Raw genomic sequence first — 23,395 nt, 5'->3', positions numbered from 1 at the left:
ACCGTGCAGCTCGACGGGCGCAGCGCGGCCCGGCGGGTCTCCGGGCAGATCGGATGTGCTCCTCGCCCCGTGCGCTCCGGTGCGAGCGCCCCGAAACCGAGGAGGAACGATGCGCCGTCACGGCAAAATTGGCTTTTTGCTATTCCGTACGCTTGGCATGTTGTTCGGCTTCGCGCTGCTGCCCGATGCGGCGCGCGCGGCCACCACCGCGATCACGTACACCATCGGCCACGCCGATTGCGGCGCGAACAACAGCTTCGCGCTGTACATGAACGGCACGCTGCTCGACACCGTGCCAAGCTCGAACGACTGCGAGTGCAACTCCCCGCCGCTCCGGGTGAGCATCACCGATCCGGCGTTGCTCGAGCTCTACAACCCCGCGAGCTGTAACGACTTCCAGGTCGCAACGGTCGGTGATGAGTTCGTTTTGTGGGGCTACATGCGCATCGACGTCACGTCGGACGAGGGGGCGGCGTCAGCGTGTCTTTTCGACGCCAACATGATCACCCACAACTGCGCCGACCGGGATATCTGCGAAGCCTATGAGGTCAACCCGTTCCCCGTGGGGAGCGCGGACGGGGATGGCGACGGCCTCATGGCGGGTGCGGGCTCGGGGTGCGACAACTGCTCCGCCACCGCCAACCCGGACCAGAGCGACGCCGACGGCGACGGGTTCGGTGATGCCTGCGATCGCTGCGTGGGCCCGGGATCGGACGACAGCGACGGCGATGGGCTCTGCGAAGGGGAGGACAACTGCGACGCGACCGCCAACCCGGACCAAAGCGACGCCGACGGCGACGGGTTCGGTGATGCGTGCGATCGCTGCGCAGGCCCGGGGTCGGACGACTTCGACTCGGATACGATCTGCAACGGGCCGGACAACTGCTACTTCTACGCCAACCCGGACCAGAGCGACGCAGACGGCGATGGCGTGGGCGACCGCTGCGACAACTGCGCGGACACGCCGAACCCCGGCCAGGAAGACTACGACTTCAACGGCCGCGGCGACGCGTGCGACGCCTGCTACGCGTCCGGGGACCTCGACTGGGACAGCGACGGGGTCTGCGACTCGGCGGACAACTGCGCCACGACCGCCAACCCCGACCAGGCCGACAGCGACGGCGACGGGTACGGCGACCGCTGCGACGGCTGCACAGGCTCAGGGTTCGACGACTACGACTTTGATGGGGTCTGCGACGGGGAGGACAACTGTTACTACCCCTACTGGAACCCGGACCAGGCCGACGCCGATGGCGACGGCCTGGGCGACGCCTGCGACAACTGTGCGGGCACGCCGAGCCCGGACCAGAACGATAGCGAAGGTGACCGCGTGGGCGACGCGTGCGACAACTGCGCGGACACGCCGAACCCCGGCCAGGCCGACAGCGACGGTGACGGCGTCGGCGACGCGTGCGACAACTGCGCGGACACGCCGAACCCCGGCCAGGCCGACAGCGACGGTGACGGCGTCGGCGACGCGTGCGCCCCCTGCGTGACGATCCAGCGGGGCACCTTCGGCCAGGTGGCGGACACGGCGATCTGGGCGCTGTACCCGAGCTACAACGAGGGCAGCTCTTCCTATGTCCACACGGGCCTGAGCAACGGCGCGGAGAAGAACGCGCTGTACCGCTTCGAGCTCGACTCCATCCCGTACGGCGCCACCGTCGCGTCGGCCACGTTCAGCACCGCGCTCTACAGCTCCGGCACGGGCGAGATCCGGGTGCACCGCATCAACGCCTCCTGGGCGGAGTCCACGGTGACCTGGAGCAGCTTCGCCGACAGCTTCGAGCCGGCCGTCGAGGCGACGTTCCTCGGGGCCTCGTCCGGCGTCGCGACCGTCGACCTGACCGAGCTCGTCCAGGCGTGGGTCGACGGCGTGCACCCGAACCACGGTTTCCTCCTGGAGGAGGACCTGACGGCGCGCACCAGCTACCGTTCGAGCGAGCACGACATCCTCGGCGACCGCCCCTCGCTCGAGGTGTGCTTCCACTGAGCTCCCGTCGTACCGCGCCTCCGCTCAGGCGGAAGGCACGACGGTGATCTCTCCGGTCGTGTACAGCGCGGAGGTATCCCAGGTGAGCCCGGGGGCGAGCGGCAGGGCGATGTGCACGTCAGCGAAGGTCCCAGTGAGCTCTCCGCTCCAGCCGAGCAGGGTGACGGTGTCCCCGGCCTGGAACGGCGCCGTGTCGTCTGCCGGGACCACCTCCAGCACACCATCGAGGCTCACGTCCCCGTCCACAACCAGGAGCGGCACGGCGCCCGGGCCCGCGACGGTGGCGCTCAGCGTGGCGCTCGGGCCCTGGCTGTAATCGCCCGCCACGTCCGTCGAGGCGTAGACGTCTCCCACGGAGAGCGCGCCGGCCTGCGTATTGGCGAGATCGCCGACGAAGCTGCCAGTGCTCAGGCGGCCGCCGGCGAAGTCGAAGTCGCGCGCCTGGATCTCGATCGCGCCCGCGGCGAGCTCCCCGCGCGTGAGGCGCACGATGGGCTCCGGGCCAGGCGTTCCGCCTTCGACCAAGGGCGTGATCCGGAGGAGGCCGCCAATGCTGACCTTGCCTCGCCCGTCGACGAGGAGCGACGGGGAAATCGAGAAGGTCGCGTAGATCGTCACATCGCCGCTGTTGCGCCATGACGCGTAGGGCTCGTTTACCCAGACGAACCCGTGGCCGTACGTGGAGCGGATCTCCGTCTCTTCCGTCACGAGGGTTCCATAAGCGCCGACCGTGAGCTCGCCATGGCCCGCGGCCCCGACGCGCAGCAGCCCCTCGTTGGTCCAGGTGGCGTCCCAGCCCCTCACGATCGCCGAGCTCGCGAAGTTGTAGGGCCCGCCGGGACGGGTCTCGATCTGCGCGTTCGCGGTGAAGACCTGGGCCCCCTGCTCGATGCGCAGCCTCGCGCCGCCATTCGCGCCCACGACGAACTCGCCCGTGTTGACCCACCTCGTCGCGGAGCCCGTGACGTTCACGTCGCCCTGGCAGATCTGGCACGTCGCGATGAATACGTTGTTCGAGAAGAAGCTCCCTCCCTGCTTGATCTCGAGGACGCTGAGCTCCTCCGAGCGGCCGATGTACGCGTTCGTCTGGCTCGTCAGGGAGGCGTCGTACCCCTCGACGAGCACGTATCCGAAAGCCGAATAGCCGCGCACGCCGAGCACGAGGTCGTCGGTGGTCACCTGGGCGCCCCGTTTGACGAGGAGCGAGCCGGACGCCCCGGTGCGAAGCCCGAGCGCGAGCTGCCCATGGTTGATCCACCGTGAACCGTATCCGATGACCTGGACCCTACCGCTGGAGTAGGCGGCCGCCGCCACCGAAGCGCCGGCGCTGATCAACGTCCCCTGGTGGCTGACGATCACCTCTCCCATCGGCTCCTCATCGTTGAGCGCGCTGCCGACCACCAGCGCGTTCGACCCGAGATCCCACGGGTCGCCCGGGTCAGCGACAGCGGGCGTCACACTCCCCGAGACAGACACGCCGGCAGAGGCCGGCCCGGCCGCGCCCATCGAAGCTGCCACGAGCAATACCGAGAAAACGGTTCGAGTTTGTTGGTTCATGCGCTGTGCCTCTCCATGAGAAAATTCGCCTCACACTAAATTCCCTCGCCACCAACGTGCCCTTGAAACGGGAATTTTGTGAATCGCATTACACGTCCCCACATCAGAGACGTTATCGCCCGTTCTGATCCGCTTGCAGGGGATCAGGTCATCGTTTTCGAGGTGCGAAGGCAGGTTTTGAGGTGAGAGAGTACACAGGATCATTCAAAAGAAAAATCCTCCAGTGGCTCCTCGCTTCAGGAGGACCGACCGCCCCGACGTTCGAGGCGAGAGCGCCTCAGGAGGACGTCCATCGGTGCGAGCACAGGGCGCCCTCTCGATACAGGTCCCTGACGGCGTGATGGATCTCTTGGAGAGCCGCTGCGAGGACGAGGCTGCCACCTCGCCGGGGCGAGCATGGCAGCGTGGCGCTCATGGCTTGTAGAACGAGGGGTCGAACACCTGCCCCAGCACGGATTTTCCGATCGTCGAAAGGAGCTGATCGTCGTTGTCGTGCCGCAGGTAGAACGTGAGATCGCGGAGGATGCGCTCCACGGGGCTCGGGCGGATCAGCGAGCGAGCGCCGCAGGCGCGGATGGCGTGGTCCACCGTCTCCGCCGCGAGGTGCTCGACGACGTGCCGCGCGCGGATCCCCGCGAGCTGCGCCTCGGCGTGGCGCGCCTCGTCCCAGAGCGAGGCGACGTGGCGTAGCCAGAGCTGCGCGGTATCGAGGTTCACCGCCATGCGCGCGACCCGCTGCTGCACATAGGGATCGCCCCCTTTGCCTTGCGACGCGATGCACTCGATCGCATAGTCATAGGCTGCCTCCGCCGCGCCGAGGAAGCTCGACGCGTAATGGGGCGTGAACGCCGTCTGCCACCCCTCGCGGAGATACTGCCCCGGCGCCCCGATCAGGTTCTCCTCCGGGATGAACGTACGATCGAACTTCACGAGGTGGCTCACGGTCGCCCGCATGCCGACGGGATCCCACCATGAGCCGTCGAACGTGACCGAGCGATCGCTGAGCTCGCACGCGAGCAGGAGCAGCGCCTCCGGCGAGCCCTGCGCGTGCCTCGCGCCGCCGGGACCAGCGCTGTTCACGAGCAGGATCGCCCACTCGACCCCGCCCGCGCTCGTGGAGAAGACCTTGGAGCCGTCGACGATCCATCCGCCCGCGGCGCGCTCGACGTGGGTGCCGAACCGCGCCTTCTCTCCAGGGGCCGGAGATTGCGGCTCACCGCTCCACGCGACCCATTTCTCGCCTCGGCGCACGACGCCATCGAACCACCGCTCCTTCTGGGCGAGGTCCGCCATCGCGTCGAGCAGCACCATCGAGTTCGCGTGGCCCTCCCAGCAGCGCGCGAGCGACAGATCGGCCTTCGCGAGCTCCTTGGTCATCATCCACAGGGTGAGCGCGTCGCCGCCGCGCGGACCGAGCCCGAGCCCGCCGTACCCCGCCGGCACCGCCGCCGCGAGCAGGCCCTCGCGGGACAGATCCTCGAAATCCTCCACCGGGAAGGCCGCCGCGCGGTCATAGCGGCCCGCGCGCGGAGCGAAGCGCTCACTGGCGAGGGCGCGGACGCGATCGACGAGCGCCTGTCTTTCCGGGGGGAGCTTGAACATCGACAACTCCGATCTCCTCTCCTCCCCTCACGCGATCGCCTGCCGCCGCTCCGCTGCCTCGTCAGCACGCTCGTTGCCATGGCCATCGAGGAGCTTGCGCGCCGCCTCGGCCGCCATGTGCCGCCCGGTCATCAGGCGGAACTGGCGGCGTGCCTCGACGAGGAGCACCTCCCGGCCATCGATCACCGTATGGCCCAGCGCCTCTGCGGCCCGAACGAGCGGCGTCGGCGCGGCTCCGACCACCAGATCCACGACGATCGCCCCCCTCGCCAGCCGTCGAACATCGAAGGGGAACTCGCCATCGTGGCCCGCGCAGGGCGTCGCATTGACCACGATGGCGTAGTCGCCCACAGCGAAGTCAGCGAGCGGCGCGAACGGCAGGCCCAGGAGGGACGCCGCGAAGCGGCCACGCTCGAGGCCACGGTTCACGAGCGTCACCTCCGCGCCGGCTCCATCGAAGGCCGCCGCCGCGGCGCGCCCCGCGCCACCGCAGCCGACCACGGCCACCCTGCGCCTCGCCACGTCGACCCGCCGCGCGCGCAGCGGCGAGAGGACCCCCTCGGCATCGGTCGTCGTCGCGAGCCACGATCGGCCGCGCTGGACGAGGAGGTTCGCCGCCTCCGCGCGCCGAGCGACGGGGCTCGCTGCGGCCGCGGCCGCGAGCGCGGCCTCCTTGTGCGGAGAGATGACCGTGAGCCCCTTCAAAGGCATCCCCAGCGCGGCCAGACGTGCCCGCACCCTGTCGGACCAGAGGTCTTCGAAGCGCTCCGCCGAGAAGGGCAGGTACAACGCCGGCACGCTGGCCGCGCGGTACGCCGCGTTGTGGAGCCTCGGGGACAGCGAGCGGGAGACGACCGAGCCGACGATACCGAACAGCTCGCGCACCGGCTTGAGCGATGGCAGCCCGTAGTCGGCAACGAGCTGCGCCGCGCTGATCTCCCCCGCGTCTGGCTCGCGGAGCTCGACCGCACCGAACGCGACCGGCGCGCCCAGGCGGGGGGCGAGGAGGCTCGTCCACATGCCCGCCGGGCCCGCGGCGAACGCCGTCACGTCCCGCCGTCCGAGCTCCGCGAGGAACTCCAGCGCTGCGAGCGCCTCGGCCGTGCGGGTCACGGTCGGCACCATCCGATAGAGCCACGCCGCCGCGCGATCCAGCACGCCGAGCCGACCGCGGTAGTCCCAGCGGCCTGCCGCGGTCCCGTGCCACGAGATCACGCGCCGCTCCGCCGGGATGCGCTCGAGGACGCGGGGCACCAGATCCCGCTCGGCCTCGAGATCGACGCGATCGTACTGCTCCGCCGCTGCGATCAGCCGCTCATGGCGGGCCGCGAGCTCGCCGTCGAACGAGCCCCCCTCGCGGCGGCTCCGCAGGCTGTAAACGAGCTTTCCATTGAAATGGCGGCGGAGGACGCCCGGATCGACGCTGCCCACCTGATCCGCGCGCACCTCCACGAAGCGCACCCTCGCCGGCAGCGCCGTGAGCTCGTCGCCGGAGCGCGAGGGCGGCCTCGTCAGCGTGGCGATCAGGGCGACTTCAGGAACGATCTCGCGCACTCGCATAGGCCTTGTCGCGCCTCGGCCCGAAGCAAGTGCATGGCGCGTGCCAGGGCGCGTCAGATCCTATGATGGCAAAGGTGCGCAGGAGGGGTGGCGGAGCTGCGCATGAGGACGTCGCGTCGCCGTGACAGTCACTGAAGGTTACGCCGTTGCTCTTCGCGGGCGAGCTCCTCCATAGGGGCAATCCTCCCGAGCGCATGGCTGCTCATTGCACCATGCTCACCGGCAAGGGCTCGCCTTCGCGCGCGAGGTAGACAGTGGCGGTCAGCTCGCCCCTCTCGTCGGGCATCGGCGGCGAGGCGAAGAAGCCGGCGTTCCAGATCCGGGAGCCGGGGGTCATGAAGGCCCCCTGGACGAAGCGCCGGTAGCTCTCGAAGTCGGTGTGGCTCGTCTCGATACGGCACATGCTGCCGTGGCAATCGACGTTGCGCAGCGCCGATGACTCGGGCAGCACCGCGGCGACGCGGGAGCTGACCGTGCGGCTCGCCTCCGCGGTCCAGGCGGGGTCGGGGCGCTCGGACGCGAACACCGTGTCGAGCTCGCTCTTCATCTCCGCGGGCTCGAGCGTGGGGTGGGCCGGCTCGTCCTGCGCATCGCCCCGGGGCGACGCCTCGTCCTCGTCATCCTGCCCCGGGTCCGGAGCGAGCGGAGCCGTCTGCCGCGCGAGCACGGGCGCGGCCGCGGTCAGAACGGCCTTGTTCTGCGGGCGGCCCTGCGCCGCCTCCACCGACACGGACAGCGATTGCATCTCGGTGCGGAGGCCCGCTAGCTGCTTCTCGTGCCGCCGTTCGCTCATCACGTTGAACCCGGCGGCGGCCCCGACGAGCACGACGAATGTGACGATGACATGACCGTTCTTCATGGCTGTCTCCAGAGCAAGTGTCGCTCGCTGCGAGCCGGCCCCGGAGAGGCGCGCTCCCCGGGGCCGGCCGTCGCGCTCAGTACGTCACAGTGGTGATGCGGCCGTTGGGGGTGATGTCGCACGCCAGGTACGACGACCCGTTGGCGGTGTGGTAGCTCGTCACGTTGATCTGCTGGAACACGTTGACGGAGGTGAGCGACTTCGCCGCATAGAGATCCCAGACGTAGCCGTCCCAGCTCGTGCCGATGGCGCGGCAGCTCACGTCGCTGCTGAGGTTGAAGGCAATGCCGCCCACCGAGAAGTTGGTCCAGCCGGCGTGGTCCACGACGGCGGGGACGAGCCAGGCACGCGGGCCAGCGCAGCCGGTAGAGCCGTTGTTGTAGATGTTGCCCCAGTACTCCGAGAAGCACGCGCGATCGGAAGGCGCGACGGTGGTCCCGGCGCTGGCCGTCGTCGTCCTGGCGGTGGCGGGCGCGGCGACAGCACCGACGGAGACGGCGGCCATGGCGGCGAGGAGGAAGCTCTTGAAGGTGGTGCTCATATGAGGAGTTCTCCGGAGGGCAACTGTTGTTTGTCGGGAGCGGTGCCCTCCGTCCGCGCCCGCAGCCGCGTTTTGCAGCGCCCGTGCCGCGGGCTTCCGGGAGCGCGGAAAGCTTGGATTCGTGGTGCTCGGCGTGACTGGCAGTCTCCGTGGGCGAGCGAGTTGTCGCCCGGCGGTCACATCGCGCCGGCAGGTTGTCGCCTGGCAGGCGACACTTCGGCTCAGGCTCCGCCGCTACGTCCTCCGGAGGAGCGAGCGCGCGCGAACGAGAGGAGCCTCGCGCTCACCTCCTCCGATCGCAAAGCCTGGCACGAGCTCTGGCGCGATATCCACGAGCTCCCTGCGCCCGAGCTCCCCTGCGGCGGCCAGGCACGACACCCGCTCGATCACGTTGCGTAGCTCGCGCCCGTTTCCCGGCCATGCGTAAGCGAGCAGCGTCGCCTCTCCGCCGACCGAGACGCTCCCCCGCTCTCGCCTCAGCCCGCGCGAGCGCCCCGCCCCGCCGGCCCCACCTCGATAATCTGGCTCTCGGGCTCCCCCGCCTCGCCCTCCAGCTCCGCGGCCGCCGCCTCGCCGGCCCCGCTCTCGGCCTCGGCCATGCGCCCCGCGTCCTCGGGCGGCTCCTCCCACGGCTGCGTGCTCTGCACCGGCCGCATCGGCGGCGCCCACGGCCTCGGCCCCGCCGCCGCCATGCGCCCCTCCTCGGCCGCGATCTCCATCAGGCTCTCGCGGCTGATGCTCACCAGCTCGAGGCGCACCGCCTCCGGCATCGATCCCGCCCGCGCCGGCTCCGGCATCTCCGCCCCGATCGCCGCCGCGGCCCCCTCCCCCACCGGCGCCGCGCCGATCCGGATCTCGGGCGCCGACGGCCACGCCCCGCCGAGCTCTCGCCCGATCGCATCGAGGCTCTCGCGACCGAGCGTCGCCTCGCCGAGGCGGATGTCCGGCAACGACCCGGAGGGCCGCGCTGGCGTCCCAGGCGACGCCGGCGCCTCGCGCACCGCCACCGGGCGCGCCAGCGACCGCGGCGGCCCCCCGTTGGCCAGGAGGACCAGCCCTGCGACGGCGCTGCGCTTGCGCCCCGGCGACGACGGCGGCGCGGCGTGCTTCGCTCCCAGCGGCTGCGGCTCGCTGAAGGACGCCGCCGCCCCGCTGATCGGCGGCGGCACCTCGCGCACCTCGGCGGCCGGCCGGCGCGCCGGCACGGTCACCGCCTCCCCGCGCGGGCGCGACCGGGTGCGCCGCGGCGCCGCCCGGACCTGCCGCGACGCCGCCGGGGTCCCCTCGTCGATCTCGCGCAGGCCGTGCTCGATCGCGGACGCCACATCGCGCCGGTCCGCCCACGTGGGCATCACCACGCAGAGGATCGCCTCGGCGGAAACCCCGAAGTACACGTCGACGGGCGCCGCGCCCCCGTACGGCACCAGATCCTCGCGCCTCAGCTCCACGCACCCGAGCCGGCCCCGCTCCCCGAGGCCCAGCGCCGCGTCGACGATCTGGCTGCGGCCCTCCCTGGGCATGTCGCGCGGCACGCGTTTGGTGACGAGCCGCCCCCGCCGGGTGATCACGAACGCGAAGTCCGCCCCCGCAGCCACGTAGGTTCGGTCCGAGATCGCATCGAGATCCACCACGCGCCCATCCTACCCGATCCAGGGCCTCCCCGTCTCGGGATCATGCCTGTCCACGCCTCGCAGCCCCCTCCCGCCGCGGCGGAGGTGCTGTGTTGTGCGAGATACCGACAGAGCCCCTGTTTTTCTACAGCGCTGTTATCAACCCGACCCGCGCATCGCAAGCCTTCCGCGCCCTGCTTCGCGCGCTTCGCCGCCTTCCCCCGCGGCCGCCTCTCACGGCACGACGTGCAGCATCCCCATCATGCCCGCGTCGGCGTGATCGAGGATGTGGCAGTGGAACATCCACATGCCAGGCCGGTTGTCGTAACGCACCGCGAAGCGGGCCGCGCCGTCGACAGGCACGTTCACCGTGTCCTTCCACGCGAGAGGCCTGACCGGCTGACCGTCGGCGCCGAGCACCTGAAAAAAGAAGCCGTGCAGGTGGAACGGGTGATCGAACTCCATCGTGTTCTCGACGGTCCACACCGCGGTCTCGCCCACCGCCGCCACGAGCGGCTCCGCCTCCCACGAGGGCACGCCGTTGATGCCCATCACGAGGTCGCCCGGGCCCTCCTCCCGCGTGAGCTGCAGATCGACGCGCCTCGCCGCCGCCGTGTCGAGCGCCTCGATGGTCCGCGCGACCTCGGGGAGCGGGTCGTCCTCGGCCAGGGGCTCGTCCGCGAGGCGCAGCCGGAAGGCCTCGACCTCGGGCCTCCCGAAGGTCGCGCCATAGCCGCGATCGTAGGGCACCCAGCGCACCGAGAGCGTCGCGCCCGGCGCCCCGCGCGGCGTCACGAGCACGTCGGCGCGCTCTCCGGGGGTGAGCAGGATCCTGTCCTCCTCGACCGGGTGCTCCAGGAGCCCGCCGTCTCCGCCGATGCGGGTGAAGCGGTGATCCGTGATCACGAGCTGGTAATAGCGGGACTTGGCCGCGTTGACGATGCGCCACCGCTGCCTGAGCCCGGCGCGCGCCCCGATCACCGGGTTGACGCGCCCGTTGACGAGCAGGAGGTCGCCCTCGCGCCCGAACAGCGTGCCGAGATTGCCGCCCGCCTGCGGGTCCTCGAGCGAGCCGTCGTCGCGCAGGCTGACGTCGCTGAGCACGAGCACGAGCTGGTCGCCGAGCCCCGCGGGCTCGTCCGGATCCTCGACGAGCAGCGGGCCGTAGAGGCCATTGCCCTCCTGCACCGCGGAGTCGACGTGCGGGTGGTACCAGTACAGCCCCGCGTCCGGCACCACGAAGTCGTACGTGAAGTCGCCTCCCGGCGGCGTCTCGGGCTGGCTGTGCCCGGGCGCGCCATCCATCGCCGCCGGCAAACGCACGCCATGCCAGTGCACCGTCGTTGGCGCCGGCAGCTCGTTGCGGAGGTGCACGATCACGCGATCTCCCACCCTGGCGCGGAGCAGCGGGCCGGGGAGCCCGCCGTTGTAGGTCCAGGTCGGCGTCTTCTTGCCGGCCGCGATCTCCACGTCCTCGACGCGCGCCGTCAGATCGACCTCGAGCACCCCCGGCCTCGCGTCGAGATCGCGCGCCGGTCGCAGCGCCACAGCGCTGTCCCACCCCTCCGGCTGCGACGGAGGCTCGACCGCACACCCTATCGCGGCGACGGCGAGCCAGAGGCCCGCGAAAGGACAAGCAGAACGCCGGCACAGCATATCGCGCGGACGGATCTTACCACCAACCGGCGGAGAACCCGCGTGTTTTCGCGGGCTTCGCCGGCCCGCCGCGCGTCGGCTCCAGGTCAGCTCAGCCGAGGCGCGGCCTCGGGCGGGTCGTCGATGGCGGGCGCCGCAGCCTCCTCCCGGCGCAGGTGGCTCTCGCCGCGGCGCGCGGCGAACGCCGCGGCGAAGACCTCGTCGACCTGGGGGCGCTCGGGCGCGTCGTACAGGAACCACGCGCCCTGCACGCGCTCCGGCGTCACGTCGAGGACCACGTACCCGCGGCGCCACAGGTCGACGTACTTGACGTGCGGGTTCGTGAGGAACAGCGGCTCGGTCGTCCGGGCCTGCTCCTCGGTGAGCCACGGGGAGGTGATCCCCGGCACCGCGATCTCGACCGCCAGCGCGCCCCGGCCGGTCGCGGCGTCGTAGCGCGCCGGATCGAGCGGCGCCGGCGCGAGCTCGATCGCCCACGACGCGTGGGTGTCGCCGCTGAGCACGACGACGTCGCGCACGCGCTCCTCGTCGAGGAGCTCGAAGAAGCGCTGGCGCGCCGCCGGGTACCCGTCCCACGCGTCCGTGTTCAGGTCCTGCGGGACATGGCCCATCAGCACCTGCTGGCCGATGACCTTCCACGCCGCCGTCGAGCCCGCGAGCTCCGCGCGCAGCCACGCCTCCTGATCGCGCCCGAGGATCGTCCGCGCCGGCGCCTCGATCGCCGCGCGGTCGCCCGGGTCGGCCTGCCGGTCGCGCCCCCAGGAGCGCGTGTCGAGCAGGAAGAGGTCGACGAGATCGCCATAGCGCAGCGCGCGCCAGATCCGGCCGGCATCGCGCGGGTGCTCGCGGATCGGCATCCACTCCGCGTAGACGCGCTGCGCGACCGCCCTGCGCACCTCCCACGACCCCTCGGCAGGCCACGTGTGGTTCGCCGCGCCGCCCTTCCATGTGTTGTTCGCGAGCTCATGGTCGTCCCAGACCGTGATGAACGGGTGCTGCTGGTGAGCCGCCTGGAGATCCCTGTCGCGCCGGTACTGGGCATAACGCGCGCGGTAGTCGGCGAGCGTCACGAGCTCGTGCGCGGGCTCGCAATGCCGCGCGCCCCCGTACTCGCCGGTGCCGAATTCGTAGATGTAATCGCCGAGGTGGATCACCGCGTCGAGGTCGAGGCGCGCGGCGATGTGCCGGTAGCCGTGGAACAGCCCGTGCGCATAGCTCGAGCACGACGCGACGGCGAAGCGCAGCCGCTCAGCGAGGCCGCGCGGCGCCGTCCTCGTGCGCCCGACCGGGGACGATCCGCCGAGGGCGATGAACCGGTAATAATAGGTCTTCCCCGGGTCGAGCCCGCCGGCGTCGACCTTGACCGTGTGATCGCGCTCCTCGTCCGTCAGGAGCGCCCCCGCGCCCACGATCCGGCTGAAGCCGGCGTCGAGCGCGATCTGCCATGTCACCGCCACCGCGCCCGCCTTCACCGGCGTCACGCGCGTCCAGAGGATGACGGCATCCGGCAGCGGATCCCCGCTCGCCACGCCGTGCTGGAATACCGCCTTCGACAGCTCGCTGTCCGGCGGCGGGGCGTCCCCCGACGCCGGCAGAGGCTCACCGCCGTCCGGCGCGCCGCCCCCGCCGCCCGACACTCCGGGGAGCGTGGCGAGGCTGAACATGGATACGCTGCAAAGGATGCTTCGCCGGGCCATCGACATGATCTCGCCCCTCGTCGACCGCGTGCGGTGAGCTGCGTATGACGCGCGCACCGCCGCCCCGGCAAGCGGAAACGAGCGCTGTAACGCGTCCGTCGCGCCGCGCTCTCGGCGATGTTCGTTTCGGGCGCCCGGCGCCGACTCAGGTGTTGCGACCGACCACGTCGAGCAACGCGACGAGATCGACAGGCTTCTTCAGGATGTCGACCGATCCGAGCTCCGTGGCCCGCGGCGCCGCCCCCGCCGTCAGCACGACCACGGGGACGTCGGAGATCGCGGGCGTGCGCAGCTGCTCTGCGCGGAACGCGTATCCGTCCATCCCCGGCATCATCAGATCGAGCACGATGAGCGCCGGCGTCGGCGCCTCGCGGAGCCTGGCCAGCGCGTCCGCGCCGTCCCGGGCCGTCATCACCTCGTATCCCTCGTCGCACAGGACGGTCACGAGCGCATCGCAGACGCCTGGGTCGTCCTCGATGATGAAGATCGTCTTCCGTCGAGAGGGGCCCTGCTCCGCGAGCCTCCGCCCCATCGGGCCCAAAGGGCGCGTCGGATCGCCCCGCTCCGCGCCGCGCCCCCCTCCGGGAGCGCACGGGACATCGACGCCAGCGCCCCTGCGCGATCCGCTCCGGCCCATCGAGGGACCCATAAGGCGCGGAGCCGCGGCGCGCAATTTGAATCGCGCCGCATTCTATGCACCATGCGTCCTCCGCGGCTGCGGAGCCTGCCAGCGGGCCGTTCCTGACGACGCCATGACGGTGCGCGTGCCGAGCTCGTCCGGAGCGCCATGGAAGCGCCCCGGCAGCGGTCACGGCGGTATGAGGGCTGCATGCGCGCTCGGCATGAACGTGGCCGTGGTCTTCTATTCCCTCTATGGCGGCACGGCCGCGCTCGCGGCCGCCGTCGCGCAGGGCGCCGAGCAGGCCGGAGCGACCGTGCGGCTCCGGCGCGTCGCCGATCTGGCGGCGATCGAGGACCGGTGGAGCACGGCGAATGAGCGGATCCGTGCCGCGCGGGAACACCTCACCTCCGTCCCGCTGGCGCAGCGAGACGACCTCTTCTGGGCGGACGGCATCGCCATCGGCTCGCCCGCGCGTTATGGCGCGATGTGCGCGGAGATCCGGCGCTTCCTCGACGGATCGGGGCAGCCGTCGGGAGATCTCGCCGGCAAGGTAGCCTCGGTGTTCTGCTCGCCGTCCGCGGTCCAGGGAGCGCAGCGCGCGACGCTCCAGGCGACGCTCGCCTCCCTCGCCGGCCATGGACTCCTGCTCCAGGCCCCCGCCCGCGCGGAGCTGGATCCGACGAGCAGGGCCGCGCAGCGCGGCGGCCCGCCTCGGGCGAGCGCGGATCACGCGCCGGCGGAGCTCGACCTCGCGCCGGCGCGCGCCCTCGGCCGCAGGCTCGCGCTGTTCGAGGACCGGACTCGCGGGCAGGCGCGGAGAGCCGGCCGCGCCGTCGGCCTGTGCCGTTGACCGCGCTGGCGCCGCCGGCCCTGGAGTCCCGGACAACCGCGCAGCAAATCAGCAAGCGCCAGCCTCTTCTTCGGCACTCGCGTAGAGCGCCTCCGCGTTGGGCTGTTACACCAGCGGCGATACCTCGCTACCGGTCATAACCGATGGTTCGTCAGGCCGGGCCCGAGATGGGCCGCCGGCGACCACCTCAGCCGTAGACAGGAGAGAGCTCAGCGAACCATGAGCGCACACGCTCACCGCAAGAACTATCATCCTTCGCCTCGGCGCGAAGGCAGGCTCAGGAGCTCGAGGCATTCTCCGAGGACGACCGGGCAGCTGACCGCCGCGCGCGCCGCGCCCAGCCAGCCGGCCGGCGCGGAGCGGGTCCGCTTCTTCCTCCGGGTGGGCGCGTACTTCAAGGGCGAGTGGGCGCGCCTCGGCGCGCTCGCCGTGCTGGTCTGCGTCTCGATCGCGATCAGCCTGCTCCAGGTGTGGCCCGTCGCCGTGATCGTGGATCTCATCTCGACCGGCCCGCGCACGGGGGACTTCGTCCATCGCATCCTGCTCGCCCCGCTCCCGGACAGCCTGCTCGGCCGCGTCCTCGGGCTCGCGGCGATCACGCTCGTCCTCCGGGTGGCGCAGGAGTTCGTGGGCATGGGCCGCGCCTTGCTCACGTTCCGCATCGGCTATGGCGGGCTCACGCGCGTGCGGCGCGACGTGTACCGGAAGCTCCAGGCGCTCCACATGGGCTATCACCGGGCGCAGCCGCAGGGGGACGCCCTCTACCGGCTCAACCAGGACGCCTCCGGGTGCCACGGCATCCTCAACGTGGCGGTCGCCGTGATGGGGAGCGCGCTGACGCTCGCCGTGATGATCTGCATCATGGCCTCGCGCAGCCTGGAGCTCACGATCCTCGCGCTCGCGGTCGTGCCGCCGCTCCTCCTCACGAACGCCAAGTTCGGGCGCGTGCTGCACAAGAAGTGCACCGAGGCGAAGGAGGTCGAGAGCGAGTTCGCGACGTCCGTCCAGCGCTCGATGGCGTCGATCGGCCTCGTCCAGGCGTTCGGCCGCGAGGCGGACGAGGAGGCGCGCTTCCACACGACGCTGCGCAACAGCGTGAAGGCGTGGCTGAGGCTCCACCACGACGAGCTCCGCCACACGCTCGCCATGGGCTCGATCCTCGGGCTCGGCGGCGCGCTGGTGCTCGGCTACGGCGGCTACCTCATCGTCCAGGCCCGGGCGGGCGGGGGCGAGGCGGGCATGACGCTCGGCGCGCTGACGGCGTTCCTCGGTTACCTGGGCATGCTCTACGACCCGCTCTGCAAGCTGACCGGCGCCGGCGCCGCGGTGCAGGGCGGCGTCGCGGGCGCGCAGCGCGTCTTCGAGGTGCTGGACCGCGACCAGGCGGTCGTCGACAGGCACGACGCGGCCCACTTCCCGCCGCAGCCGCGCGCGCTCTCGCTCGATGGCGTCGGGTTCGAGTACCGCCCGGGCCACCCGGTGCTGCGCGGGGTCGACGCGACGATCCGGCCGGGCGAGATGGTCGCGTTCGTGGGCTCGGTCGGCGCCGGCAAGACGACGCTGCTCGGCCTGCTGCCGCGCTTCCACAACCCCACCTGCGGGGCGCTGCGGCTCGACGGCATCGACACGCGCGCGATCCGCGTGGCCGACCTGCGCCGGCACATCGCGCTCGTCCTCCAGGACAGCATCCTCCTGCCGGCCACGATCGCGGAGAACATCGCCTACGGCCGCCCGTCCGCGACCGACGCGGAGATCCGGATGGCGGCGGAGATGGCGGGGGCGGCCGGCTTCATCGAGGCGCTGCCGGACGGCTACCGGACGGCGATCGCCGACGGCGGGCTCAACCTGTCGACAGGCCAGCGGCAGCGCATCGCGATCGCGCGCGCGCTGCTGACGGACGCGCCCATCCTGGTGATCGACGAGCCGACCGACGGGCTCGACGCCGAGCACGAGCGGACCATCGGCGAGGCGCTGCGCGCGCTGAAGGGGAAGCGGACGATCGTCCTCATGAGCCACCGCCTGAGCACGGTCGTCGACTGCGACCAGATCTTCGTGATGGAGCGCGGCCGCATCGTCGAGCACGGCGGGCACGGAGAGCTCCTGCGGCGGGGCGGCGTCTACACCAAGATGGCGCGCTGGCAGCACCTCCACACAGGCCACGCCCCGACGAAGAGCAGCCCGCGCCGCGTCCAGCCGGCGCCGTCGCCCGACGCGTACCGCGGCGAGGACGGCAGCTGGGCCGATGGGCTGATGGGCTGAGCGAAACGTCGGCAGGACGTAACCGAAACTCCGTTGAACAGCGGCGACGGTGACGGAGCCGCCTGGATGCCAGCCCGCGCAGCGGACAGAAGCGCGCGCAGCGGACAGAAGCGCGCGCAGCGGACAGAAGCGCGCACAGCATCGCGCGCCGCCGCCGCCGCGCTTTTGGGCGCCGTCCGCCGCCACGAGGCCGCGGGGACGTGATAGAGCAGATGGGGCGCGCGCGGGCAGCGCCTTCGCCGGATCGCCATCGATGCTGCGGGCCACGAACATCGACAGCTTGAGCCGCGAAACGTTCGACGTCCTCGTCCTCGGCGCCGGGATCAACGGCGCCGTCGCGGCCGCGGCCCTCGCCGCGCGGGGGGCGAAGGTCGCGCTGATCGATCGGGGCGACTTCGCCGGATTCACCAGCCAGGAGTCGTCGAACCTCGCCTGGGGTGGCATCAAGTACATGGAGAGCTTCGAGTTTCCGCTCGTGCGGAAGCTCTGCACGTCGAGGAACCTCCTCCTCAGGAGCTACCCGTCGTCGGTGCAGGAGATCCGGTTCTACGCCGCGCACGAGCGGGGCTTCCGCCACGGGCTCTTCAAGCTCTTCCTCGGCACCTGGCTCTACTGGATCATCGGCAGCTTCTTCACGCGCATCCCTCGCCTGCTCTCCCGCCGGGCGATCGCGCGGGAGGAGCCGATCATCAACCTGGACGGCTGCGACGGAGGATTCGAGTACTCCGACGCGTACCTCGTCGACAACGACGCGCGGTTCGTCTGGGGCTTCGTGCGCGCGGCGCTCGATCACGGCGCGCGGGCGGCCAACTACGTCGAGTCGCTCGGCGCGCGGCGCGAGGGGGGCGAGTGGGTCACGCGCGCCCGCGACGTCCTGTCGGGCAGGGAGCTCGCCATCCGGTCGCGCGTGCTCGTGAACGCCTGCGGGCCGTTCGTGGACGCGCACAACGAGCTGACGGGCCAGCGGACCAGGCACCGCCACATCTTCTCGAAGGGCATCCACCTCATCGTGGATCGGCTCACCTCGAGCCGGCGGGTGCTCACGTTCTTCGCGGACGACGGCCGGCTGTTCTTCGTGATCCCGATGGGCTCGAGGACGTGCATCGGCACGACCGACACCCGCGTCGAGGGCCCGCGCGCGGCGGTGACGCCCGAGGACCGGCGCTTCGTTCTCTCCAACATCAACAAGCGCCTCGACCTGCCCCGCCCCCTGACCGAGGCCGACGTCATCGCGGAGCGCTGCGGGGTGCGCCCCCTGGCCGTCGAGGGCGGCGGAGACGGCGAGGACTGGCTTCAGCTCTCGCGCAAGCACGCCCTCGAGGTGGACCGGGCGCAGGCCCACGTGAGCATCTTCGGCGGCAAGCTCACCGATTGCATCAACGTGGGCGACGAGGTCTGCGCCGCCGTGCAGCGGCTCGGCGTCGCGCTGCCCCGCCCCGCGCAGCGCTGGTATGGCGAGCCGGCCGAGGCGCTTCGTAAAGAGTTCTTTCTCAAGGCGCGCGCCCTCGATCTCGACGCGCTGACGCCGCCGCGCGCCTCGGAGACGCTCAGCACGCGGCTATGGCGCCGCTATGGCGCGCAGGCGCTCGGGCTGCTCGAGGACATCCGGAGCGACCCGAGGATGGCCGACCCGCTGATCGAAGGGGCGGACGACCTGCGCTGCGAGGTCGCCCACGCCGCGAAGCACGAGATGATCGCGAAGCTCGACGATTTCCTGCGGCGGCGCACGAAGATCGCGCTGTTGCTCCGCCGCGACGCGCTCGCGAGGTCGCCCGGCCTCCGCGAGGCGTGCAGGCTCCTCTTCGGGGACGAGGCCGACAGGCGGCTGGAGGAGTACTTCCAGGAGCACGGCGCCGGCCGCCTCCCGGAGGGGAAGGCGCCCGCCGCGGCGCTGCCGGCCGGGTAGCGATTGCGCCCCGGGGCGTGATCAGGGGGCCCCCGGGCCGCTCCAGCGTCGCCCCGGCGCGCGCCTCGCCGGGCTCATCGCGCCGGCGCGCCGCAGATGCGGTGGACCAGCTCGAGCAACGGCTCGATCTGGAGCGGCTTCTTCAGCAGGCCGGCGACGCGCAGCCGCGACGCCTCCTGCTCGACCCGCACGTCGGCGGACACGATCACCACCGGGATCGACGCGAGCGCCGGGTCGCGCTGGAGCTCGGCGCGGAGCTGCCAGCCATCCATGATCGGCATCATCAGATCGAGCAGGATCAGCGCGGGCGGCCCGTTTCGCCGCAGCAGCTCGAGCGCCTCGGCGCCGTCCGCCGCCTCCTCGACGTCGTACCCCTCGAACACGAGGAGCTGCGTCAGAATGCTCCTGATATCCAGATCGTCCTCGACGACCAGGATGCGCCCCGTTTTCTCGATCATGACCGAACCTCACGACCGGACTGCGCCACGCAACGCGCTTTCTCAGCCGACCCGCCGAGCAGCCCAGCTGCGGCCCTGACCGATCGAGTGTTCATGGGCCCGGTGACGCAACTTGAGCGACCGCCGCGGCCGTGGCAAGCGGTCGGTCCCGCGGAGCGGCCCCGCAGCGCGCCGACGCACGGACGGCGCGCACCCTGTCGGAGCCCGTCCGCCGCGGACGGCGGCGCGTCGCGCTCGCCGCCGCCGCGCCTACTGAGCGGCCTCCTCGGGCGACTCATCGGAGGCCCCGCCCGAGGCGGCGCTGCGCTCCTCGCCTGCCCCCGCGCGATCGTCATGGACAGGCAAGAGCACGCGGAAACACGCGCCCTTGCCGACCTCGCTCTCCACGTCGATCTCGCCCTGGAAGCTCGTCACGATGCCGTGGCAGATCGCGAGCCCGAGCCCCGTCCCTTCCCCGATGGGCTTCGTCGTGAAGAACGGGTCGAAGATGCGGCTCCGCAGCTCCGGCGCGATCCCGGGCCCGGTGTCGCACACCTCGATGCACACGCGGCCGGGCGGCGCGGGGGCGGTGGAGATCCGGATCTCGTTCTCCGACACCTTCCCCTCCGGCAGCGCCTGGGCGGCGTTCACGATCAGGTTCAGGATCACCTGGCCGAGCTGCGCCTCGTTCGCGTGGACGGGCGGCACCGGGCTGAGCTCGAGGACGAGCCGCGCCTTGCTCTGTATCTGCTGCTGCGCCATCCGCAGGACCAGCTGGATCACGGGGTCGACGTCGACCGGGCCGAGCTCGCCGTCGTCGGCGCGCGAGAACGTCTTCAGGCCGCCCACGATGTGCCGTACCCGCGAGCCGCCCTCCGCGGCCTCGTCGAGCGCCGAGAGGAGCGCGTCGAGGCGCGCGCCGGCCCCCTTCGCGCGGAGCTCCTTGCGCGCGAAATCGACGTTCGCGACCATGTACGCGAGGGGGTTGTTGATCTCGTGCGCCACCCCGGCGGCGAGCGTGCCGAGCGAGGCCATGCGATCGGCGAGCTGGAGCCGCGTCTCCATCTGCCGGCGCTCCGTGACGTCGGACACGGCCCCGAGCATCCGGTAGGCCCTGCCGGTCGCGTCGCGCAGCACGATGCCCCGGTCGTGGACGTCGGCGTAGCTGCCGTCCGCGAGCAGGCACCGGTACCACAGCTCGAACGTGCTCTCGTCCCCCTCCATCGCGCGCCGCAGGCCGTTCATCACGCGATCGCGATCCTCGGGGTGGACCCGCTCGAACCACCACACAGCGTCCTCTTCGATGTCGGCGCCGCCGGTGCCATAGAAGCTCCGCATCCGCTCGCTCCCGGTGACGCGCCCCGACGAGAGATCCCAGTCCCAGAAGGCGTCGCTCGTGGCGCGCACGACGAGCCGCATGCGCTCCTCGCTCGTCCGGAGCGCGTCCTCTGCGGCCTTGCGCGCCTTCATGTCGAAGGCGAAGCAGACGCCGCGATCGCGCGCCCCCTCGACCAGGGCAGGCGCGATGAGGACGGGCACGCGCCGCCCGTCGCGGGCCAGGAACTCCTTCTCGAACGGCGGGCAGACGCCGTTCTTCAGGACCTCCGAGAGGGCGCGCTGGTCCGCGGCGCGGTGCTCGGGCGGCGTGATCGCCATCCAGTTGAGGCGCCCCGCCTCGACGTCCTCGCGCGTGTAGCCCACCATGCCGAGGAACGCGTCGTTCGCGTCGAGCACGCCCCCCGCCGCGTCCCACACGAAGAGGCCGATCACCTCGGCGGACGCGTCGCGAAAGGAGCGCGCGGCGCGCTCGAGCAGCGCGCGCTCCGCGGGCGCCCGGTCGGCCACGTGCGCCGACGGCCGCCGCACCCACCACACCGCCGCGTCGAGCTGGATGGCGATCGACGGCTCGAGCGCCGCCGCCACGACCGTCGCGCCCGCCTCGAGCAGCGCCGTGGTCGCGCCCGCGCTCCCGGTGACGGCGACCACGGCCACGCGATCGCCCCCGGGCGCCGCGCGCAGCCGCCGGCAGAGCGCGAGCGTGTCCTCGAGCGGCCCCTCGTCCGCCAGCACGGCCACGTCGAACGGCTGAGTCGCCAGGAGATCCAGCCCGGCCTCGACGTCCCGGGCCGGGACCGCGACATAGCCGCGCGCCGCGGCGAGCGCCTGCGCAGCGCCCGAGGGGCCGCCTGGGAAGATCAAGATCCTGGGTGCCTGTGCTCCCGCCACGCGCGCAACATCCCGCGCGCGGCGCGCAGACGCAATACCGGCGCGGAGATCATCTACGTTCCCGCACGTCCCCGCGCGCTCCCCGTCTACCCCCGCTTCACCCGACCCCGGCCCTCCGGTCGTCGAACCATTGCCATGCGTTCGCGAACCCAACGCGCTGGGATGATTTCTTGTAACAGAGGAAGTAGAGCCTTCCGCCCTGAACACCGCACTCCGTGCGGTCTTTCCAGCAGGTGAGGAGATCCGGGTCCACGGCCGGATTGCTCGAAACCACCGTCCCTTCCTCGAGCTCCTGTGTCCCGGCGAGGTCCGGGCAGGCCGCCGGGCCGGAGGTCACCGGCATGCCCACGGTACGCGATTCCACGCCCGTGTTGAAGAGCGCCTCGGCCACCCGGCGCACGGCGGCGGCGCGATCTGGACCGCAGAGAGAGAGGATATCGAGGCTCGCGCGATCGACCTGGACGAGAATGAAGTTGCGCCCCTCGGTGACGGTGAGCCCGAGCCCGCCCGCGGCGTACTCGTGGCGGAGCAGGTCGGGCGTATCGTCCGTGGCGGCATGGAACGCGTGGCGCGCCCTCACGCCCTCGCCGTGCGGGTTGAGCTCGTCCCTGAAGATGGAGTCGCACCAGTAGAACGACTCCGCGCGCGCCTGGGCCGGCACGTCTTCGAACCGCTCGACGGGCGTGAAGCCATCGGGGGCGACGCGCGCCACGGCCGCGAGCCACCCCGCGATCCTCGCGTCGATGTCTTCCTTGTGAAATGCGTGCGCGCTCATCCCCAGCCTCCGTTTCTGTAGGTCGCCACGATCTGCTCGACGCGGTACCCGTCGTCCGGCGCCGAGCTGAACCAGATGAGCCCCCAGAAGACGCCCAGGATGGGCTCCACGGAATCGAACACGCCGGCGCCCCCCGCGTAATACCTCGTCACGCCGCCGTGGGAGAACTCGAGGGCCGCCTCGTACCGGTTGAGCCCCGGGCTGAGCGACCCGTCGGGCAGGCGCGTATGGGACGCCGGGTAGGTCCTCCCCACCTCCACCGGCCCATCGACGAGCGCGGCGCGCCACACGCGGCCGCCCTCGACCTTCGTGGCGTCGAGCCCCGCCCACGGGTTCTGCTCGACGTCGGCCGACAGCGTCTTGCGCCCGCCGCCGACGTTGGGGTCGCCCCAGACGACGACCATGCGCGTCCGCCCCGGGATCCCGAGCTGGCGCAGCATGCCGCGGATGAGGCGGACGATCGCCTGGCACTCGCCGCTCTCCTCCACGTAATCCGTCATCGGCCAGGCGCCGCCCTCGTCGTTCATGTACGTCGGGTGATGGTACTCCCGGGGCACCTTGGGGCTCGGCAGGAGCGTGTACGTCGGGAACTTGGCCATGACCCCGTACACGATCTCGTGGGGATCGAGGGTATCGAGCGGCTCCACCCAGGAAACCGCCCTGTCCATCCGCTTCAAGGTCACCCCATCTTCCTGCCAGACCTCCTGCCTGTCGGTCTGGGGCCTGCCCATCGTGACATACACGACGTTCGAGGTCCGGGCGGGCGACACCATAGCTCCCGCCCCTGCCGACCAGCTCAGGGCGAGGTCGAACTTCTGGATCCTCCTCCCGAGCTGCCGCGAGGAGAAGAGATCGAGCGGCGCGGCGACGGCCCCGTGGCCGCGGCTCTCGAGGACGATGCCCCCGGGCCCCACGGCGCGGATCTCGACCGCCGCCGCGCTGTAGGCGTCGCGCGACGAGAGCCCGAGTCGGACGACGATGTGCCGGCCCATCGAGATCGAGAGGGGGACGGCGCCCCGCGGCGTCCACTCCGGCCGCTGGCACAGGGGTCCCTCGTTCCTCCAGCCGTGCTCCTGATTGCAGTCCTTCAGGAGACCGTGATCGGACCTGAACTCGATGGAATACAGCGCGATGGACTGCGCCGCATCGGGCTGCGGGCTCTCCGGGGTCGGATCCGCCATATCGACCTTCCTCGCTCACGGCGCTCATGCACTCGACGCTTGCCGAGCCACACGCCGTGTCACG

At 71.5% G+C, this 23,395-nt stretch carries 17 protein-coding genes; 4 read left to right on the top strand and 13 right to left on the bottom strand.

Annotated features, from left to right (window positions below; genetic code table 11):
• The first annotated feature begins 157 nt into the window (after positions 1-157).
• Positions 158-1,993, top strand: coding sequence for a thrombospondin type 3 repeat-containing protein (locus tag WMF14_RS06770; RefSeq protein WP_437799369.1), 1,836 nt, complete (start codon positions 158-160; stop codon positions 1,991-1,993).
• A 24-nt stretch (positions 1,994-2,017) separates the two neighbouring features.
• Here WMF14_RS06770 and WMF14_RS06765 read toward each other — a convergent pair whose 3' ends face one another.
• From WMF14_RS06765 to WMF14_RS06725, 9 genes are all read right to left on the bottom strand, one after another.
• Positions 2,018-3,511, bottom strand: a complete 1,494-nt coding sequence (locus WMF14_RS06765; RefSeq protein ID WP_437799367.1) for a hypothetical protein — start codon at positions 3,509-3,511, stop codon at positions 2,018-2,020.
• 450 nt (positions 3,512-3,961) lie between these two features.
• On the bottom strand, positions 3,962-5,152 hold the full coding sequence (locus WMF14_RS06760; RefSeq protein ID WP_437799365.1) for an acyl-CoA dehydrogenase family protein: 1,191 nt from the start codon (positions 5,150-5,152) through the stop codon (positions 3,962-3,964).
• A gap of 27 nt (positions 5,153-5,179) precedes the next feature.
• Complete coding sequence (locus tag WMF14_RS06755; protein ID WP_437799363.1) at positions 5,180-6,706, bottom strand: type I 3-dehydroquinate dehydratase; 1,527 nt, start codon at positions 6,704-6,706, stop codon at positions 5,180-5,182.
• Positions 6,707-6,914: 208 nt separating this feature from the next.
• Complete coding sequence (locus tag WMF14_RS06750) at positions 6,915-7,571, bottom strand: hypothetical protein (RefSeq protein ID WP_437799361.1); 657 nt, start codon at positions 7,569-7,571, stop codon at positions 6,915-6,917.
• Between the two features lie 76 nt (positions 7,572-7,647).
• On the bottom strand, positions 7,648-8,112 hold the full coding sequence (locus tag WMF14_RS06745; protein WP_272100862.1) for a hypothetical protein: 465 nt from the start codon (positions 8,110-8,112) through the stop codon (positions 7,648-7,650).
• A 476-nt stretch (positions 8,113-8,588) separates the two neighbouring features.
• Positions 8,589-9,743, bottom strand: coding sequence for a hypothetical protein (locus tag WMF14_RS06740; protein ID WP_437799359.1), 1,155 nt, complete (start codon positions 9,741-9,743; stop codon positions 8,589-8,591).
• 213 nt (positions 9,744-9,956) lie between these two features.
• Positions 9,957-11,270, bottom strand: coding sequence for a multicopper oxidase family protein (locus WMF14_RS06735; protein ID WP_437799358.1), 1,314 nt, complete (start codon positions 11,268-11,270; stop codon positions 9,957-9,959).
• Between the two features lie 194 nt (positions 11,271-11,464).
• On the bottom strand, positions 11,465-13,042 hold the full coding sequence (locus WMF14_RS06730) for an alkaline phosphatase D family protein (RefSeq protein WP_437799356.1): 1,578 nt from the start codon (positions 13,040-13,042) through the stop codon (positions 11,465-11,467).
• 178 nt (positions 13,043-13,220) lie between these two features.
• On the bottom strand, positions 13,221-13,607 hold the full coding sequence (locus WMF14_RS06725) for a response regulator (RefSeq protein ID WP_437799354.1): 387 nt from the start codon (positions 13,605-13,607) through the stop codon (positions 13,221-13,223).
• Between the two features lie 310 nt (positions 13,608-13,917).
• Here WMF14_RS06725 and WMF14_RS06720 point away from each other — a divergent pair, with 310 nt between their 5' ends.
• The 3 genes from WMF14_RS06720 (at position 13,918) to WMF14_RS06710 (ending at position 18,712) form a co-directional block, all read left to right on the top strand.
• Positions 13,918-14,547 carry an NAD(P)H-dependent oxidoreductase gene (locus WMF14_RS06720; RefSeq protein ID WP_437799352.1) on the top strand — a complete coding sequence of 210 codons (630 nt, stop codon included), beginning with the start codon at positions 13,918-13,920 and terminating at the stop codon, positions 14,545-14,547.
• 219 nt (positions 14,548-14,766) lie between these two features.
• Positions 14,767-16,806: an ABC transporter ATP-binding protein gene (locus WMF14_RS06715; RefSeq protein ID WP_437799350.1), complete on the top strand. Its 2,040-nt coding sequence runs from the start codon at positions 14,767-14,769 to the stop codon at positions 16,804-16,806.
• 253 nt (positions 16,807-17,059) lie between these two features.
• Positions 17,060-18,712, top strand: coding sequence for a glycerol-3-phosphate dehydrogenase/oxidase (locus tag WMF14_RS06710; protein WP_437799348.1), 1,653 nt, complete (start codon positions 17,060-17,062; stop codon positions 18,710-18,712).
• 74 nt (positions 18,713-18,786) lie between these two features.
• On the opposite strand, the gene WMF14_RS06705 is transcribed toward WMF14_RS06710, so the two are convergent.
• The 4 genes from WMF14_RS06705 to WMF14_RS06690 all read right to left on the bottom strand — a co-directional run bounded on the left by WMF14_RS06705 (position 18,787) and on the right by WMF14_RS06690 (position 23,331).
• Positions 18,787-19,170, bottom strand: a complete 384-nt coding sequence (locus tag WMF14_RS06705) for a response regulator (protein WP_272100854.1) — start codon at positions 19,168-19,170, stop codon at positions 18,787-18,789.
• Positions 19,171-19,419: 249 nt separating this feature from the next.
• Entirely contained in the window at positions 19,420-21,348 is a 1,929-nt protein-coding gene (locus WMF14_RS06700; RefSeq protein ID WP_437799346.1) for an ATP-binding protein, read from the bottom strand.
• Between the two features lie 124 nt (positions 21,349-21,472).
• Positions 21,473-22,150: a hypothetical protein gene (locus WMF14_RS06695; RefSeq protein ID WP_437799344.1), complete on the bottom strand. Its 678-nt coding sequence runs from the start codon at positions 22,148-22,150 to the stop codon at positions 21,473-21,475.
• On the bottom strand, positions 22,147-23,331 hold the full coding sequence (locus tag WMF14_RS06690) for a hypothetical protein (protein WP_437799342.1): 1,185 nt from the start codon (positions 23,329-23,331) through the stop codon (positions 22,147-22,149). The genes WMF14_RS06695 and WMF14_RS06690 overlap by 4 nt, the downstream gene beginning before the upstream one ends.
• Positions 23,332-23,395: the final 64 nt, after the last annotated feature.

Origin of the sequence: Sorangium sp. So ce693, from assembly GCF_051521375.1 — a bacterium.
Lineage (GTDB): Bacteria > Myxococcota_A > Polyangia > Polyangiales > Polyangiaceae > Sorangium > Sorangium atrum.
This window is presented reverse-complemented; position numbering and strand designations above follow the sequence as displayed.

What these genes read in the sequence shown, in the direction of transcription:
- WMF14_RS06770 (WP_437799369.1), top strand. Translation starts at nt 158, where the DNA reads ATGTTGTTCGGCTTCGCGCTGCTGCCCGATGCGGCGCGCGCGGCCACC.
- WMF14_RS06760 (WP_437799365.1), bottom strand. Translation starts at nt 5,152, where the DNA reads ATGTTCAAGCTCCCCCCGGAAAGACAGGCGCTCGTCGATCGCGTCCGC.
- WMF14_RS06750 (WP_437799361.1), bottom strand. Translation starts at nt 7,571, where the DNA reads ATGAAGAACGGTCATGTCATCGTCACATTCGTCGTGCTCGTCGGGGCC.
- WMF14_RS06745 (WP_272100862.1), bottom strand. Translation starts at nt 8,112, where the DNA reads ATGAGCACCACCTTCAAGAGCTTCCTCCTCGCCGCCATGGCCGCCGTC.
- WMF14_RS06730 (WP_437799356.1), bottom strand. Translation starts at nt 13,042, where the DNA reads ATGTTCAGCCTCGCCACGCTCCCCGGAGTGTCGGGCGGCGGGGGCGGC.
- WMF14_RS06725 (WP_437799354.1), bottom strand. Translation starts at nt 13,607, where the DNA reads ATGGGGCGGAGGCTCGCGGAGCAGGGCCCCTCTCGACGGAAGACGATC.
- WMF14_RS06720 (WP_437799352.1), top strand. Translation starts at nt 13,918, where the DNA reads ATGAACGTGGCCGTGGTCTTCTATTCCCTCTATGGCGGCACGGCCGCG.
- WMF14_RS06715 (WP_437799350.1), top strand. Translation starts at nt 14,767, where the DNA reads ATGAGCGCACACGCTCACCGCAAGAACTATCATCCTTCGCCTCGGCGC.
- WMF14_RS06710 (WP_437799348.1), top strand. Translation starts at nt 17,060, where the DNA reads ATGCTGCGGGCCACGAACATCGACAGCTTGAGCCGCGAAACGTTCGAC.
- WMF14_RS06705 (WP_272100854.1), bottom strand. Translation starts at nt 19,170, where the DNA reads ATGATCGAGAAAACGGGGCGCATCCTGGTCGTCGAGGACGATCTGGAT.
- WMF14_RS06695 (WP_437799344.1), bottom strand. Translation starts at nt 22,150, where the DNA reads ATGAGCGCGCACGCATTTCACAAGGAAGACATCGACGCGAGGATCGCG.
- WMF14_RS06690 (WP_437799342.1), bottom strand. Translation starts at nt 23,331, where the DNA reads ATGGCGGATCCGACCCCGGAGAGCCCGCAGCCCGATGCGGCGCAGTCC.